The sequence below is a fragment of the Novosphingobium sp. genome (assembly GCF_036803765.1).
Lineage (GTDB): Bacteria > Pseudomonadota > Alphaproteobacteria > Sphingomonadales > Sphingomonadaceae > Novosphingobium.
Window position 1 is genome coordinate 1 of sequence record NZ_DAIRTS010000016.1, and the last position, 14,804, is coordinate 14,804.

General features: G+C 65.5%; 17 protein-coding genes and 1 pseudogene. 6 read left to right on the forward strand and 12 right to left on the reverse strand.

Features of this window, described 5'->3' with window-relative positions; genetic code table 11:
* From V7Q48_RS11655 to purU, 8 genes and pseudogenes are all read right to left on the reverse strand, one after another.
* Positions 1-313: pseudogene (locus tag V7Q48_RS11655) on the reverse strand (hypothetical protein); the annotation flags it as partial.
* Positions 314-317: 4 nt separating this feature from the next.
* Entirely contained in the window at positions 318-779 is a 462-nt protein-coding gene (locus tag V7Q48_RS11660; protein ID WP_442947127.1) for an ExbD/TolR family protein, read from the reverse strand.
* Positions 780-794: 15 nt separating this feature from the next.
* Entirely contained in the window at positions 795-1,505 is a 711-nt protein-coding gene (gene tolQ / locus V7Q48_RS11665; RefSeq protein ID WP_333838310.1) for a protein TolQ, read from the reverse strand.
* Entirely contained in the window at positions 1,502-1,987 is a 486-nt protein-coding gene (locus V7Q48_RS11670; RefSeq protein ID WP_333838311.1) for a YbgC/FadM family acyl-CoA thioesterase, read from the reverse strand. Before V7Q48_RS11670 ends, tolQ begins: the two co-directional genes overlap by 4 nt.
* 71 nt (positions 1,988-2,058) lie before the next feature.
* The gene (locus V7Q48_RS11675) at positions 2,059-2,436 is read right to left on the reverse strand and encodes a histidine triad nucleotide-binding protein (RefSeq protein WP_333838312.1); all 378 of its coding nucleotides are present in this window, start codon (positions 2,434-2,436) and stop codon (positions 2,059-2,061) included.
* Between the two features lie 32 nt (positions 2,437-2,468).
* The gene (locus tag V7Q48_RS11680) at positions 2,469-2,798 is read right to left on the reverse strand and encodes a phosphoribosyl-ATP diphosphatase (protein WP_333838415.1); all 330 of its coding nucleotides are present in this window, start codon (positions 2,796-2,798) and stop codon (positions 2,469-2,471) included.
* 72 nt (positions 2,799-2,870) lie between these two features.
* Positions 2,871-3,272 (reverse strand): VOC family protein, encoded by a 402-nt coding sequence (locus V7Q48_RS11685; RefSeq protein ID WP_333838314.1) that lies wholly within the window; start codon positions 3,270-3,272, stop codon positions 2,871-2,873.
* A gap of 26 nt (positions 3,273-3,298) precedes the next feature.
* Positions 3,299-4,153, reverse strand: coding sequence for a formyltetrahydrofolate deformylase (purU, locus tag V7Q48_RS11690; RefSeq protein ID WP_333838315.1), 855 nt, complete (start codon positions 4,151-4,153; stop codon positions 3,299-3,301).
* A 123-nt stretch (positions 4,154-4,276) separates the two neighbouring features.
* Between purU and ligM the strand changes: the two genes are divergently transcribed.
* The 3 genes from ligM (at position 4,277) to V7Q48_RS11705 (ending at position 7,338) form a co-directional block, all read left to right on the forward strand.
* The gene (gene ligM / locus V7Q48_RS11695) at positions 4,277-5,677 is read left to right on the forward strand and encodes a vanillate/3-O-methylgallate O-demethylase (protein ID WP_333838316.1); all 1,401 of its coding nucleotides are present in this window, start codon (positions 4,277-4,279) and stop codon (positions 5,675-5,677) included.
* Positions 5,678-5,768: 91 nt separating this feature from the next.
* Entirely contained in the window at positions 5,769-6,647 is an 879-nt protein-coding gene (locus tag V7Q48_RS11700) for a methylenetetrahydrofolate reductase (protein ID WP_333838317.1), read from the forward strand.
* A gap of 16 nt (positions 6,648-6,663) precedes the next feature.
* Positions 6,664-7,338, forward strand: a complete 675-nt coding sequence (locus V7Q48_RS11705; protein WP_333838318.1) for an alpha/beta fold hydrolase — start codon at positions 6,664-6,666, stop codon at positions 7,336-7,338.
* Here the strand turns inward: V7Q48_RS11705 and V7Q48_RS11710 are convergent.
* Genes V7Q48_RS11710 through V7Q48_RS11720 form a run of 3 tightly spaced genes read right to left on the reverse strand, consistent with a single transcriptional unit; the run spans position 7,335 to position 10,101 of the window.
* On the reverse strand, positions 7,335-7,577 hold the full coding sequence (locus V7Q48_RS11710) for an acyl carrier protein (protein ID WP_333838320.1): 243 nt from the start codon (positions 7,575-7,577) through the stop codon (positions 7,335-7,337). The two genes, V7Q48_RS11705 and V7Q48_RS11710, sit on opposite strands and share 4 nt — an antisense overlap.
* A 13-nt stretch (positions 7,578-7,590) precedes the next feature.
* A complete protein-coding gene (locus V7Q48_RS11715; protein ID WP_333838322.1) occupies positions 7,591-8,181 on the reverse strand; it encodes a hypothetical protein in 591 nt (196 codons plus the stop codon).
* A 21-nt stretch (positions 8,182-8,202) separates the two neighbouring features.
* On the reverse strand, positions 8,203-10,101 hold the full coding sequence (locus tag V7Q48_RS11720; protein WP_333838323.1) for an HAD-IIIC family phosphatase: 1,899 nt from the start codon (positions 10,099-10,101) through the stop codon (positions 8,203-8,205).
* Positions 10,102-10,246: 145 nt separating this feature from the next.
* On the opposite strand from V7Q48_RS11720, the gene V7Q48_RS11725 reads away from it, so the two are divergent.
* Entirely contained in the window at positions 10,247-11,062 is an 816-nt protein-coding gene (locus tag V7Q48_RS11725) for a hypothetical protein (protein WP_333838324.1), read from the forward strand.
* A gap of 19 nt (positions 11,063-11,081) precedes the next feature.
* Here the strand turns inward: V7Q48_RS11725 and V7Q48_RS11730 are convergent, their stop codons facing one another.
* Positions 11,082-12,404 carry a cell wall hydrolase gene (locus tag V7Q48_RS11730; RefSeq protein ID WP_333838326.1) on the reverse strand — a complete coding sequence of 441 codons (1,323 nt, stop codon included), beginning with the start codon at positions 12,402-12,404 and terminating at the stop codon, positions 11,082-11,084.
* 400 nt (positions 12,405-12,804) lie between these two features.
* Between V7Q48_RS11730 and V7Q48_RS11735 the strand changes: the two genes are divergently transcribed.
* Both V7Q48_RS11735 and V7Q48_RS11740 read left to right on the forward strand, forming a co-directional pair.
* The gene (locus V7Q48_RS11735) at positions 12,805-13,362 is read left to right on the forward strand and encodes a polysaccharide biosynthesis/export family protein (protein ID WP_333838327.1); all 558 of its coding nucleotides are present in this window, start codon (positions 12,805-12,807) and stop codon (positions 13,360-13,362) included.
* A gap of 53 nt (positions 13,363-13,415) precedes the next feature.
* Complete coding sequence (locus V7Q48_RS11740; RefSeq protein WP_333838329.1) at positions 13,416-14,792, forward strand: outer membrane beta-barrel protein; 1,377 nt, start codon at positions 13,416-13,418, stop codon at positions 14,790-14,792.
* The last annotated feature ends 12 nt before the right edge of the window (positions 14,793-14,804 follow it).

Here is a 14,804-nt window from a genome sequence, read left to right on the forward strand (position 1 = left end):
GGGCAGGCTGCGGCTGGGGCTGGGGAGGCGCCGACTCCGGCTCTGCGGCGGCCTGCTGCTCGCCCAGTTGCGGCGCGATGTCGGGTGCGGCCTCGGCGGCGGGATCGGGCGAGGTCGCCTTGTCGGCCACGTCGTCCGCGATCGTCACGGTCATCCGCTCGGGCGGTGGCTGGATCGACTTGCCCGGCGGGGACAGCGTCAGCGCGCCGATCAGCGCGGCATGGGCGAGCACGGCCACGCCCAGCCCGGCCATCTCGGCGCGGCTGAGGCGGCCCTGCGGCGCCGGTGTCAAAGGCGTATCGCGGCTCGCCATGGGATCAGGGCGTGGCCTCGGCGGCCGGGGCGCTGCCCACGCCGTTGCTCACCAGCGAGATTTGCTTCATGCCCGCCGCGTTCAATTCGCCCATCACCGCCATGACGCGGCCATAGTCGAGGCCCTTGTCGGCGCGCAGCGTCACCAGCGGCGCCTCGCCGTTGGGGCGGGGGACGGCGGCAAGACGGTCGGCCAGCTCGCCCGGCGCCAGTTCCTGGTCGTCGAGGAAGGTGCGGCCCGAGGCGTCCATGCTGACGGTGATCTCGTTCTTCTTTTCCTGCAGCGCCTCGGCCTTGCTGTCGGGCAGGTCGATCGGCACCCCGGCGGTGAGCATCGGCGCGGTGACCATGAAGATGATGAGCAGCACGAGCATGACGTCGACCAGCGGGGTCACGTTGATTTCGGCCATCGGCGCGCCGCGCGAACGCCGCCGGCGGCCTCCGCCACCGCCTCCGCCCTGGCTCATGTTCATCGCCACGGCTTACTGCTCCAGTTCGCGGCTGAGCGTCGCGTGGAAGCGGTCGGCAAAGCGGAAGAGGCGCGCCTCGAAGCGGTTCACCGTGTTGCTGAAGCGGTTGTAGGCGATCACCGAGGGAATGGCGGCGACGAGGCCGATCGCGGTGGCGAAGAGTGCCTCGGAAATGCCCGGGGCGACGACGGCGAGCGAGGAATTGGCCTGTGCGCCGATGTTGAAGAAGCTGTCCATGATGCCCCAGACCGTGCCGAACAGGCCCACGAACGGCGCGACCGAGCCGACGGTGGCGAGGAAGTTGAGCCGGCCCGAGAGGCTGTCGGTCTCCACCGCGATCGCGCTGTCCATGGCAGTCTGCAGGCGCTGGCGGGTGCCTTCGCGATCGAGCGACTTGCCGGCGGTGCTGCGGCGCCATTCGCCAAGGGCTGCGCTCACCACGCGCGCCGAGGGGACGTCGCCCTTGCCGTTTTCCTTGTGGTAGGCGTCGATGTCGCGGGCTTCCCAGAAGCCCTGCTCATACCTGGTGGAACGGCGCGAGACGCCGGCCATGCGCAGGCTGAACGAGACGATGATCATCCACACCCATATGCTGGCCAGCACCAGCGCGGTCATCACGATCTGCACCACGATGTCGGCGTGGAGGAACAGGGCCACCGGGTTCAACCGAGTGGGGGCGCCGGCAGTCACGCCTGCGGCGGCGGCAAGGGTCGACAAGATCATGACTGGGCTTTCTCAAGGTCCATGGCGGGAGCGGTCCCGGAAGGGTCTAGCAGGGTTGCAAGGGCATCCTGCCAGGCGGGCGGCAGGCGGCGCGGCCGGCCACCGGGCGTGACGAAGGCAACACGAACGCGCGCGCTGCACAGAAGGGTGGCGTCCCTGAACGCCTCCTGAAGCAAGGTGAAGCTGGCGCCGTGCCGCACCTCGAGCCGGGTGGCGATCGCGACCACGTCGTCCAGCCGCGCCGGGCTGGCGTAGCGCAAGTCGATCGACGTCACGGCAAAGGCGCCTTCGCCGGCCTCGTGCGCGGCGCGCTGGTCGATGTCGAGGCAGCGCAGCAGGTCCGACCGCGCCCGCTCGAACCAGCGCAGGTAGTTGGCGTGATAGACCACGCCCGACAGGTCTGTGTCCTCGTAATAGACGCGCACCCCGAAGAGGTGGGTCTGGCCGTCGATCCGGCCGGAGGGCGGTTCAGCGCGATGCATGGACGAAGCGTGGCTGCCTTGCGACGGATGGAGGCGACAAGCCTATGCCATCCTGCTGCAATGCGAAAGGCTTAACCTGCCAGCATCGGTCCGAGGGGAGCCCCGCCGAACAGGTGGACATGCAGGTGCGGCACTTCCTGCCCGCCATGCCCGCCGACGTTGCCGAGCAGGCGATAGCCCTGCGCGACCAGGCCCAGATCCCGTGCCACGGTGCCGACCGCGCGGACGTAGCCGGCGATGAGGTCGGCCGGGGCGTGCGCCGAGAAATCGTCCCAGCTGACATAGGCGCCCTTGGGAATGACGAGCACGTGGACCGGCGCCTGCGGGGCGATGTCGTGGAAGGCGAGGGCAAACTCGTCCTCGTAAACCTTGCGCGACGGGATCTCGCCGCGAAGAATGCGGGCGAAGACGTTCTGGTCGTCGTAGGGCAGGGTGGCATCGATCGGCATGGTCGTCCTCGTCGTTCGGATTTGCGAAATGCTCAGTCCCGCGGCCGGGCGGCCTTTTCGGCAAGGCCCGACAGCCCCTCGCGGCGATCGAGTTCGGCGAGCACGCGCGCGAAAGGCACGTCGCGCGCACCGAGCAGGACCATGAGGTGGAACACGAGGTCCGCGGCTTCGCCGACCAGCTCCTGCTCGCTGCCCGAGAGCGCGGCGATCACCGTCTCGACGCCTTCTTCGCCCACCTTCTGCGCGATCTTGCCCAGGCCCTTGGCGTGGAGCCGGGCGACATAGCTGGCATCGGGATCGCCCGCGCGCCGGCTGGCGATCGTGGCTTCGAGACGGTCGAGCGTGGCGGCGTTCTGGTCCATGCGCGCGGCATGGAACGGCGCATCGCGGGGGTCAAGGGCCACGCGGCATGAGGCGGGCGCGGGACCTGCTGCTTAATCGCCGAAGAAGTTCAGCTCGAGCAGTACGTTGTTGGGATCGGCGACGAAGATCTGGCGCAAGGCGATCGCGCTGACAAAGTTGCGCTGGCAATCGAGGCCCATCGCCGCGATCCGCGCCAGAACTTCGTCATGGCCCGAGCAATTGAGCGCGACGTGATGGATCGCCCCGGTCAGCGCGCCGGGCTCGACCGTGCGATCGAAGGTACGGGGGCAATCGGTGCTGTTGATGTGCAGTACGGCGCGCCCGCCCTTGTCGTAAAGCCACTGCGCGTTCTGCGGCGTCAGCGGCGGAGGGGCGTCGCGCCGCTCGAGGCCGAGCAGCGCGACATAGAACCGGCAGGTGTCGTCGAGGCGATCGGTGATCACGTTGACGTGGTCGAGGGCATTCACCTGCATCGGTTCGATCCTTCCTCTGTCGACGGTCAGCTCTTGAATACGACCGTCTTGTTGCCGTTGACCAGCGCGCGGTCGTCGAGGTGCAGGCGCACCGCTTCGGCCAGGACGCGACGTTCGATGTCGCGGCCCTTGCGCACGAGATCGTCGGGGCGGTCGGCATGCGTCACCGGCTCGACATCTTGGTGAATGATCGGGCCTTCGTCGAGATCCGCGGTCACGTAGTGGCCGGTCGCACCGATCATCTTGACCCCGCGCGCATGGGCCTGGTGATAGGGCTTCGCGCCCTTGAAGCTGGGCAGGAACGAGTGGTGGATGTTGATGCAGCGGCCCGAGAGGAACGCGGCCAGGTCATCCGACAGGATCTGCATGTAGCGCGCCAGCACGACCAGCTCGGCGCCGGTCTCGGTGACGATGCGCTTCACCTGCGCTTCCTGCTGCGGCTTGGTGTCCTTGGTGATCGGCAGGTGGTGATAGGGGATGTCGCCGATCAGCGAGATCGACAGCGCTTCCTTGGGGTGGTTGCCGATTATCGCGACGACCTCCATCGGCAGCTCGCCGATGCGGGCGCGGTAAAGCAGGTCGCCCAAGCAGTGGTCGAACTTGGAGACCATCATCACGACGCGGCGCTTGTGCGCAGTGTCGCGCAGGTTCCAGTCCATGTCGTATTGCTGCGCAACAGGCTCCAGCGCGGCGCGCAGCATTTCGGCCGACTTCTCGCCGGGATCGAACACCACGCGCATGAAAAACTTGCCGGATTCCTGGTCGTCGAACTGCTGCGCCTCGAGCACGTTGGCGCCCTGCTCGAACAATGTGCCCGAGACGCGGGCGACGATGCCGGGCACGTCGGTGCACGAGATGGTCAAAATCAGCGGTGCCGTCATGGTGTTCTCTCTCCCGTCGCATGTGTCGCACAGACTGCACGATTTGCCATTGCGAATCTGATGCGATATTGTATGTGTTGCATACAAAATTCAACCAGCCATTTTCAGTCGGGAGAGAATCGAATGGCCGCAAGCAATCTTGACCAGCTTCTGCAGCAAACGCCGGACATCGTCGGCATGCTGCGCAACTCGCAGCTGGGCGCCTATGTCTATCCGGTGGTCGCACCCGAGTTCTCGAACTGGCGTTCGGAGCAGTGGGCCTGGCAGCATTCCGCCGTGCTGTTCGACCAGTCGCACCACATGGTGAACCTCTACATCCGCGGCAAGGACGCGCTGAAGCTGCTGTCCGACACCATGATCAACAGCCCCAAGGGCTGGACAGTCAACAAGGCCAAGCAGTACGTGCCGACGACGCCCTATGGCCATGTCATCGGCGACGGCATCATCTTCTGGGAAGAAGAAGAAAGCTTCACCTATGTCGGCCGCGCGCCCGCTTCGAACTGGCTGCGCTACCACGCTGCCACCGGTGGCTACGACTGCGAGATCGAACTCGACGATCGTTCGCCGATGCGCCCGATGGGCAAGCCGGTGAGCCGCAAGGAATGGCGCTTCCAGATCCAGGGCCCCAATGCCTGGGCCGTGATCGAGAAGCTGCATGGCGGCCCGCTCGAGCAGCTCAAGTTCTTCAACATGAGCACCATGAACATCGCCGGGAAGACCGTGCGCACGCTGCGCCACGGCATGTCGGGCGCTCCGGGCCTCGAAATCTGGGGTCCCTATGCCGAGCAGGAAGAGATCCGCGCCGCGATCCTCGAGGCGGGCAAGGAATTCGGCCTCGTCGCTTGCGGCAGCCGCGCCTACCCGTCGAACACGCTCGAATCCGGCTGGATCCCCTCGCCGCTGCCCGCCATCTACACCGGCGAAAAGCTCAAGGGTTTCCGCGAATGGCTCGGCGCCGACAGCTATGAAGCAACCGGTTCGATCGGTGGCTCGTTCGTGTCGGACAACATCGAGGACTACTACCTCAACCCGTGGGAGCTGGGTTACGGCTCGTTCGTGAAGTTCGATCACGAGTTCCACGGTCGCGAGGCGCTCGAGGCGCTCAACCCCGCCGAGCAGCGCAAGAAGGTGACGCTGGCCTGGAACCCCGAGGACATGGCCAAGATCACGGCCTCGCTGTTCAACCCCGATGGCGACCAGTACAAGTTCTTCGACGTTCCGCTCGCGAACTATGCCTCGTCGAACTACGACCGCGTCGTCGATGCCTCGGGCAAGACCGTCGGTCTGTCGATGTTCACCGGCTACTCGTACAACGAGAAGCAGGCCCTGAGCCTCGCCACCGTCGACCACGAGATCCCCGTCGGCACCGAACTGCGCGTCGTCTGGGGTGAAGAGAACGGCGGCACCAAGAAGACCACGGTCGAGCCGCACAAGCAGATCGAAGTGCGCGCGATCGTCTCGCCGGTGCCGTACAGCCGCGTGGCGCGCGAGCAGTACGCCGAAGGCTGGCGCACCGGCCGCTAAGGCCGACGTCAAGGACAAGCCCCCGTCGCCTCGGCGGCGGGGGCGGTCCGCGACCAGATACAAAAAACACGACATGGGCGAGGGATCAGACATGGCATACGCGCAGATTCATCCCAATTGGGACAAGGAACCCGCCGGCATCACCGACGGCTACTCGCTGGAGATGACCGCCAAGGACATCGAGTCCCTGCGCGAGGCCGCGCCCCTGATCCCCGCCGACACGCCCGTCGCCGTGACGTTCCTTCCTGGCGAGGAAGCCGGCGCGCGGATCGCCGCGACCGTCGCGGTGCGCGAACTGGGCTTCGAGCCCATGCCCCACTTCTCCGCCCGGCGCATCACTGATGCCGCGGAGTTCGAAGCCTATCTCAAGGCGGTGGTCGAGCAGGCCGGCGTGCGCCGCTGCTTCATCGTCGCCGGCGACCCGGCCGAGCCGCAGGGCCCGTTCTTCGACAGCTCCGCACTCATCGCCACCGGCGCCTTCGAGCGTGCCGGGATCACCGCGATCGGCGTCGGCGGCCACCCCGACGGCCACCCCAACATGACCGAAGCCGAGTGCTGGGCCGTGCTCGACAAGAAAGTGGCCGAGATTTCGGCGCGCGGCATGGCCCCGCTGATCGTCACCCAGTTCGGCTTCGACGCCGACTCGTTCCTCGCCTGGCTCAAGGCGCTGCGCGCGCGCGGGATCGACGCACCCGTGCGTATCGGCGTGCCCGGGCCTGCCGGCATCAAGCGCCTGCTCTCGTTCGCGGCGCGCTGCGGCGTCGGCGCCTCGGCCAGCGTGATGAAGAAGTACGGCATTTCGCTGGGCAATCTCATCGGCAGCGCCGGCCCCGACAAGCTGGTCGACACCTTCGCGCGCGAACTGGGCCCCGAACACGGCCGCGTGCGCCTGCACTTCTATCCCTTCGGCGGCCTGCGCAAGACCGTGGAATGGATCCAGGACTATAACCGCCGCCACCCCGTCGACTGACCGGACGGGCGTGGCGATGGCGGACTATGTCCTCGTCCACGGCGCCTGGGGCGGCGCATGGTGCTATGAAAGGCTGGTCCGCGAACTGGTCGCGGCAGGGCACCGCGTCGTCGCGGTCGACCTGCCGGGCCTCGGTGCCGATGTCGCGAACTTCCACCCCGGCATCACGCTGAGCGACCATGTCGCGCACGTCGTCGCAGCGGCAGACGACGCGGGCTTCGAGCGTTTCGTGCTGGTCGGGCACAGCTTTGGCGGCATGGTCGTGACCGGAGTCGCTGCCAGGATCGGATCGCGGATCGACGCGCTGGTCTATGTCGATGCCTTCCTGCCCGCCGACGGCCAGTCGCTGTGGGACCTCACCGGCGAGTGGGAGCACGCCCACTACATCGACTCGCAAAAGCACCAGCCCGGCGCGGTCGCCCCGCTTCCCGGCTTCGCGCACCCTGGCCTCACGCCGCATCCGCTGCTCACCCTGCTCGAAGCCGTGCGCCTTGGCGGCGAAGCGGCACACGTGCGGCGCCGAATCTATGTCTTCGCCACCGGAGGGTCACCCACCCCCTTCGCCCGCTTTGCCGAGGCGGTGCGGGCAGACCCGGCCTGGGAATACCACGAGGCCGAGGCGGGGCATTTCGTCATGGCGGATCAGCCCGAGCAACTCCTCGACATCGTGCTGGGCGCGGGCGTCACCTAGCCCAGCTTGCTTTCGAGCAGGTCGATCAGCGCCTTTACGTTGGTCAGCTTCTCGATCTCGTTCGAGCGGATCTTGATCTCGAACGCTTCTTCCACCGCGAGAATCAGGTTGATGTGCGTCAGCGACGTCCAGGCCTCGACATCGTTTGCCGTCATTTCGTCGTGCAGGACGAGATCGTCATCGTAGAAGATGTCGCGGAACAGCCCGGTCAGGGTTTCGGTGATTTCGCTTCGGGTCACGTCGGTTAGGTCCTCAGGCTTTCGGCTTGCGCCAGATGATCTGTCCCGGCACCCCGAACACGGTCGCGCCGGGCGGAACATTGCCGGTGACGACGGTGTTCATGCCGACCGTTGCCCCGTCGCCGATCTTGAGCCGACCGACGATCCGCGCACCAGGCCGCACGGTCACGTCATCACCGATCCACGGCACGTCGGTATCGTTGGAATAGCCGATCGTCACCTGCTGATTGAGCCAGAAATTGGCGCCGATGCGCTGCGCCGACACGATGCTGGAAAAGCCATGCTGGATGAAACATCCCGGTCCCAGGTCGGGAACATAGATGGCAAGGCTGTCGAGCTTGGGCATCAGCCAGCCGTAAGTGCGCGCAAGGCGCAGGCGCAGGTAGGCCAGGTTTCTGTATTCGCGGTAGAAGACCATAAGCCAGCAATGGCGCCACAGTATCCCGCCGGCCGAGAGATGGTCTTCCTTGAACAGGATCGATGCCCAGCGACGAATGTCGGCGCGGATCGGCGCGTCCTGTGCGCTCGACGCCAGGGCGATCAGGCTGGGCCAGAGCCGCACCAGATTGGCCAGCACCCATACCCGCTTCAATTGCTGCTTCATCGTGCCCCCATGCCGCCTTGGCTAGACCCCCGCCGCCGCCTGCGGGACAACGCGGACAGCCCCGGGCGACGCGACCGGCGTTGCTGTCGATAGCCTCCAACGCATCTCGTCACCGCCCTCATACACGGCCGTAAAGCCGAGGCGCGCATAATGGTCGCGCACCATGTCGTTTCGCGCCGTAGGGCGAAACACGCCTTGAAGTTCGGTCACGCCGGCTGCCGCGGCTTGGTCGACGAGCACCGCAAGGCATGCCCGCTCGACGTCCCGTCCCAGCACCCGGCAGCTCATCAGCCAGGCCTGGATTTCCAGCGTGGCGGGCGTCTGTGCCGGCATGGCCACGATCAGGGCGATGACGCCATTGTCGCCATAGCGATCGCGGAGCCGGAACTGCAGGACGCAGGCGGCGGGATCGACGATCAGCGCCGCCATCTCGGCTTCGCTGTAGCGGCGGGTCGTGAGGTTGAACTGGTTGGTCTTGTTGGCAAGCTGCGTGGCGCGGGCCAGGCCACTGCGGTCCACGCGCTGCCATTCGAGCACCATGTCGAGGCTGGCCAGATACCCGGCCAGGTCGGTCGCCTCGTCGCGCAGGCGCGCCCGTGCGGCGTTGGCGGCATAAAGCTGCGTGCGCGCGGCATCCTCGCTGGTCAGGGCCACGGCTTCGAAATATCCGGCGCTGGCGAGGCGGTCAGCGAAGAGGGCCGCGTCCTCGGGCATTTCCGGCACGCGCACCATCGGCAGCGTCTGTCGCACAAGTTCGCGCTCGAAGGGGTTGTCGTCGACGAAAACGAGCGCATCCAGCCCGATGCCGATCTGGTCGGCAATTCGCCGCAGATTGGTGGGCTTGTCGTCCCAGTTCGCCAAGAATGCGGTGATGTGGTCGGACCGCAGCAGCATGTCGGGATGGCGCTCGAACGCCGCACGGGCATTGGCCGCGTCGTTCTTGGAGCAGATGGCGAGGATCACCCCGCGTTCCATCAGCGAGAGAACATACCGCTGGAACCCGAGGAATGCCTCACCCTCGGGGCTGCCCTGCCCGATGGCGATACCGTCGAGGCCATCGTCGCCGATGACCCCGCCCCAAAGCGTGTTGTCGAGATCGAGCACGAGGCACTTGGCCGACCGGCCGCGGCGCGCAGACACCAGCCGGCAGGTGAGTTCGGCGTAGTGCTGGGCGGCGGCCGGTGAAACTTCCTGCCGTGCCTTCAGCCAGAGGACGGGGTCGTGCCAGGCCGACAGGCCATCGCGCATCACTTGCGTGTCGATCGCGAGAACATCCACACCTGCAGCGTCGGCTTCGTTACGCAAACGCGCGTTGAACGTCTGGACCAGCGCAGCCGGCGAACCGCCGAGCCGATGTTCGTTGTTGCCGAGCAGTGCGGGCATTCGGGGCAAAGCGGCTTGCTGGATGACCTGCGCCCCCAGTTCGCCAACCAGCACACACCATAGCGCACGCAGTCGGGCGAACGTCTCATCGAGCACGCGCCCGCCGTCGGGCTGTACCGTCTCGCCCACGAGGTGCGCAGCATCGAGCGCCAGCACCACCACGTCGGGCGCGAAGGCATGGAGAGGGCTGTTCCGGTCCATGACATCGGCAAGATACTGCCCGTAGTCGCCGACTTGGATATCAATATTGAAACCATGGCGAAGCCCGACCACGCGCAGCGCGGGCACCAGGTGGTCGAGCGTTGCGGACCCCAGCACCGCGATGCGCAGCGGACGCATGTGCTCTGGCGCCCGTCCCTGCAAGCGGAGGGCCTGCAGCCAGCGGTCGACCTTGAAGATCTGCGTGAAGCTGAAGTCGCGATGCGCCAGTTGCTGGGCAACGGCAGTAAAATCGGCTGACGATAGACCGCTCGCGGGGGCGGGCGCCGGGAGAACCAGCGTTTCGTCGCGAACCAGCCATTCCAGCCTTGTTGCCACGCGCTATCCTTTTGACTCTCATGGATCCGGTTGAGCCGAAAATCCGTTCGCCTCGGCGTCACGGTCGAGGCGGCGGCGGTTTATCGCTTCAGCAGTGCCTCCGCGCCTGCTACACACCTTGCTGCATTGCGGCAAGGAGATGGCGTTGAAAGCGTGGCGTTGGGCGGTGGGCGGACTTGCCGCCTGTGTGGCAATCGGCGCAGTGGCGGTGTGGTCGACAGCGGCCCGGCCAGGTCCGGGCCAGGTCGTGGTGGCGGCGAAGACCCCCTATTCGCAAGGTCTCTATTTTGCCTACGCCCAGCCGTGGGGTGGCGAGCGCTCTGCGCTGACCCGCTGGTGGGCGCCCCACGCCGATACGATCGCCGTCGATCTCAAGCGCTTCCCCGACAACACGACGACGCATTGGCGTTGGCTGCCGTTCTCCCCGCGGAGCGGGCCGGGGGTCTGGTCATACCAGGCTGTCATGCACGGCAACTACGATGGCGGCGAGCCGGAGGAGGCGATCCCGCCCGCACGGGTAAACGCCGTGCGCCGCTTCTCGCAGGACTTCGCCTGGTCGATCGACAACCGTTACGGCGATGCCAATGTCCTTACCGAATTCTACCTGCGATCGAGCCCGACCGATCCGGATGCAAAGCTCTTGGAGGTCGGCTGGCTGCTCCATGCACCGGCGCACTCGCGCCGGTATTTCGAGGCCGCGCAACTTGTCGGCCGTTACACGGATCCGCAGGGCCGGGCCTGGGAGGTCCGCCGCGACGGAAAGTTCTGCATGTTTGCGCCGCAGATCCCCGGCGACGTGACGAGCGGGACGATCGACATGCGCGCCGCGCTTGCCTGGTTGCAGCAGACCGGCACGATCCGCGGCGACGAATGGCTATGGGGCGTCGCGCTCGGCTCCGAAGCGATCAAGGGCATCGGCGGGCTTTCGATTCGCCATTGGAGTGTTACGCGCGAGCAGTAACAGCCGGCGAGCGCGCGCCCTAGCCTTCGAAATCAATCCAGTGGCGGTTATCGGGGCCAAGGCACTCGTCGGCTTTGGAGCGCGGAAAGATCGCGCAATTCCACAGCATCACTTCCATCCACTTGGCGCGCCGGTCGCGGATGTAGACGAATGCAATTTCGGATCGGTCCTCGACATGGCCCAGTACCTTGCAGACCTGGCGGCCGTCGCAGCGGCCCAGCGCCTGGAACGATTGCCGACCGCCGTCGCCGCCGGGCAACATCGTGATGCCGATCGCTTCGACGCGGGCTTGCCTCGGGCTTGATCCAAATGGATTGAGACCGTTCGGCACACCGGTGTTTGCCTTGCCATTCTGTATGAGCGCCGCGCCTGTGCTTTCGACCGCCTTTTCATCGAAGGCCATCGGAACAGGACCGGCCACAAGCGCGCCAGCGCGATGGGCATCCGACAACCCCGCCAGTGCGGCAATGACAGGCTCCTGGCCACGGTAAGGCTTGCCGAAAGCCCGGTCGCTTCCCCAGGCGCCATGCCACCGGAAAAACAGGTGCGTCTGGATGGCTGACAGCTTGTCCATCTCGGCGCTCCAGATCGGATGCACCCAATCGGTGTGGTAATGGGTGGCAAGGCCGACCTGTCTGACGACGCCCCCTGCCAGCATTTGCCATGCCCGCGCCTGGGCCAGCGCGAATCTGCGCCGATCGATCACCCGTCCAAGCGCGCCGTCGCAGGTGAACGTGAACTGGCACCCGGTCGCACGATCCGATCCCTGGAACACGACACCGCAAACCGTTGCGGGAAATGCGGCATGGCGGACGCGGTTAAGCACCACCTGCGCCACCGCGCGCTGGCCGAGGTCGTCGCTTCCGGCTTCATAGATCATCGCGGCGGCCAGGCAGTCCGCGGCGCGACTTTGGCTGGCCGCGTCCCCGCGCAGAGCAAAGGGCAAAGCAGCAGCGCCGACCGAGGAGGCGAACGGGATCGCTGCATTGAGCATGCGCGCCCGGTCGGCTGGTAGCGGTGCGAATGCCAAAGGCTCGATCGCGGGCGAGGGTGAGCCCAGGATCCGCGCCGTCTGCGCGGTGAAGCGGGCTGCTGCAGGATCGCCATTCGCGGCTCCATCGATCACGGGCGACCACGGCGCAGCGGGTAGGAGTGCAACCGGATGGCTACCGGCCGGCAGCGTCAGGACGGCGGAACACATTGCAACGCGGAGCCCTTGGCGGATCGTCCGAGTTCGGATCGAGCCGATCGTCTGCAGTGCATGGCGCGCGCCTAAGCGAATGCGCAATGTCACGGCCGCGCTCGCAGGCTGCGGCATCTGGATCGTCTCGCGCAATGCCATCGTGCTTGCCGCATGGGGCGGTATGTGTCGGTGAGTCAACCCGGGGAATGCCCGCCCAAGTCACCTGCCTGCCAAGGCGAGGTCGCGACGATCCTTATCCCAAATCGGGAGCGTACCCGGCCGTTTTGGCGAATGCTCTGTCAGCTATTGCAATCCGAAGCTCATCCCTGCGTTGAGGAACACGGCATTGACGGGGCTCGAAGTCATTGAATTGGAGGTGCAATGCGCGAAATGGGAGCATGCATAAGCGTAAATCGATATGCGGGGACGCTGCTCAGGTTTATGTCGCAGTGCAGCATCGGAAACGGTGAAAAATGTTGCGGAGGCAAACCGGCCGTGCCATTCCGCTGGCGTGCAACCTTTTGCAGTCCGTGGGGGTAATGTGAAATTTCTGCGATTCTTGGTTGTTCTCCCGGCCCTGCTCGCCAGTGCGTGTTCCACGCTCGAAGGTCATCAACTGATCTCCAGTGGTGAGCGGTACGAGGCGGCGCCTGCCACTGCCCCCTACGTTCTGGATGCCGGCGACGTGCTTCACGTTCAGGTCTACGGCGAAGCGACGATTGCGGGCGACTATACCGTCGAAACCGACGGCATGGTCGATCTGCCCTTGATCGGCCGCGTCGCCGCTGCCGGGAAGACGGCTGCAGACGTCGCCGCTGATGCGACCACGCGATACGGCGCCGGCTATCTGAAGACGCCGAGCGTGACGGCAGAAGTCCGGCAATACCGTCCATTCTTCATCCTGGGCGAAGTGGCCCTGGCCGGGCAATATCCCTACGTGCCCGGCATGTCGGCCCAAGCTGCCATTGCCGTCGCCAAGGGTTTCAGCCCACGCGCCAACCAGAAGTTCGTGTTCATCCGCCGCGCCGGCAGCGATCACGAGGATGCATTCGCGCTGACGCCAGCGCTGCGCATCTATCCGGGCGATACGCTGCGCGTGACCGAGCGGTATTTCTGACGTTTGATTTGAAGGGGGTCTGATACGGTCGGTCTACCAGGGCCTCGTGCATCATGATCCCGCGCGACAAGGATGCTCGCTTGACGATTTCGATGCCTTGGACTGGCAGGTCAGCACCGGCAAAGCGCGCGGCGCTTCGCGCGACCGGCTCGCTTGCTGCGGCTGCGACGTGGCTCGTCTGCGCCGGGGTGGCACAGGCCCAGGTCGCCGAAACCGTTCTGCTCAATCCTGCCTATCCCGACGGCTACGAAGCCTATCGCCAGCAGGGTGTGACCGAGCAAGGCCAGGGAGACTGGGCGGCGCGGGGCATCAGGGCCGGGTCTTTCGAAATCTTCCCGCAGCTGCGCACCGAAGTGGCGGGCACCACAAATGCGTACGTCTCCGCTGTGCGGAACGTTGCCACGCCGTTCGTGACCGTCAGCCCGGCTGTGCGTGCGAATTCGACCTGGTCACGGCATTATGTCGGTCTTACCGCTGACGCTGATTTTGCCCGCTATATCGGGCAGTCACGGCGTAACGAAAACAACTGGGAGGTCGCCGCCACCGGGAAACTTGACGTCTCGTCCAGTTTTTCCGTGACCGGTGAAGCCCAAGCCAATCAGATCACGCTCAACCGATTTTCGGGCGAGTTGACGGTCGATGCCGCGGCCGTTGCGGCCATCCGGCAGAATAGTGCATCTGTTACCGCCGAATCGAGTTTCGGCCGAGGCCGATTTATTGCCTCGCTCGAATATCTTGATCTTAGCTTCGCGCGCATTTTACTGGTGGACGGCACACAGTCGGACCAGTCTGCGCGCAACCATTCGGTGATGCGCGCCAGTTCGCAGGCGGAGTACAGCTTTACCCCGGCCCTGACGGTTTTTGCCCAGATGGCCTACGTGCGCTTCGACTATCGTCGGCCGACCACAGCGTCGATTTCGACCTCGGATTCAGACGGGGTGCGCGCAGTCGGTGGTGTGCGATACGAGATACAGGGCTTGGCCCGTCTCACGGTCGCAGCTGGGTATTCGCGTCGCACGTATGATGTGGGTGGGATCGGTGCGATCGGGCGTTTCACCGCCGAAGGCCGCGCGGAAATCTTTCCCAGTGCACTTACGACCATTCGCATCGAAGCCGGTCATCGGTTCACCGATGCACGCTTGATCGACTCCTCGCCGTTTTTGCAAAATTACGCATACGGCAACATCTCCCACGCTCTGCGCCGTAATTTCACGCTGGGAGTCAATGGTGGTTTCCAGCGCCAGAGCTACTTCGCGAGCTCGCAGGTCACCCGCATCATGAGCCTGGGTTTAACAGCCCGCTATCTCGTGTCCCCCCATTGGGAACTCGGTGCGCGATTGATCAACTCCAACCGTCACACGACGTCCCGAACGCAAGACTACAGTATCCAGGATACGACGGGCGGTATATCCGCGACGTTCAAAATCTAATGCACCCGACAC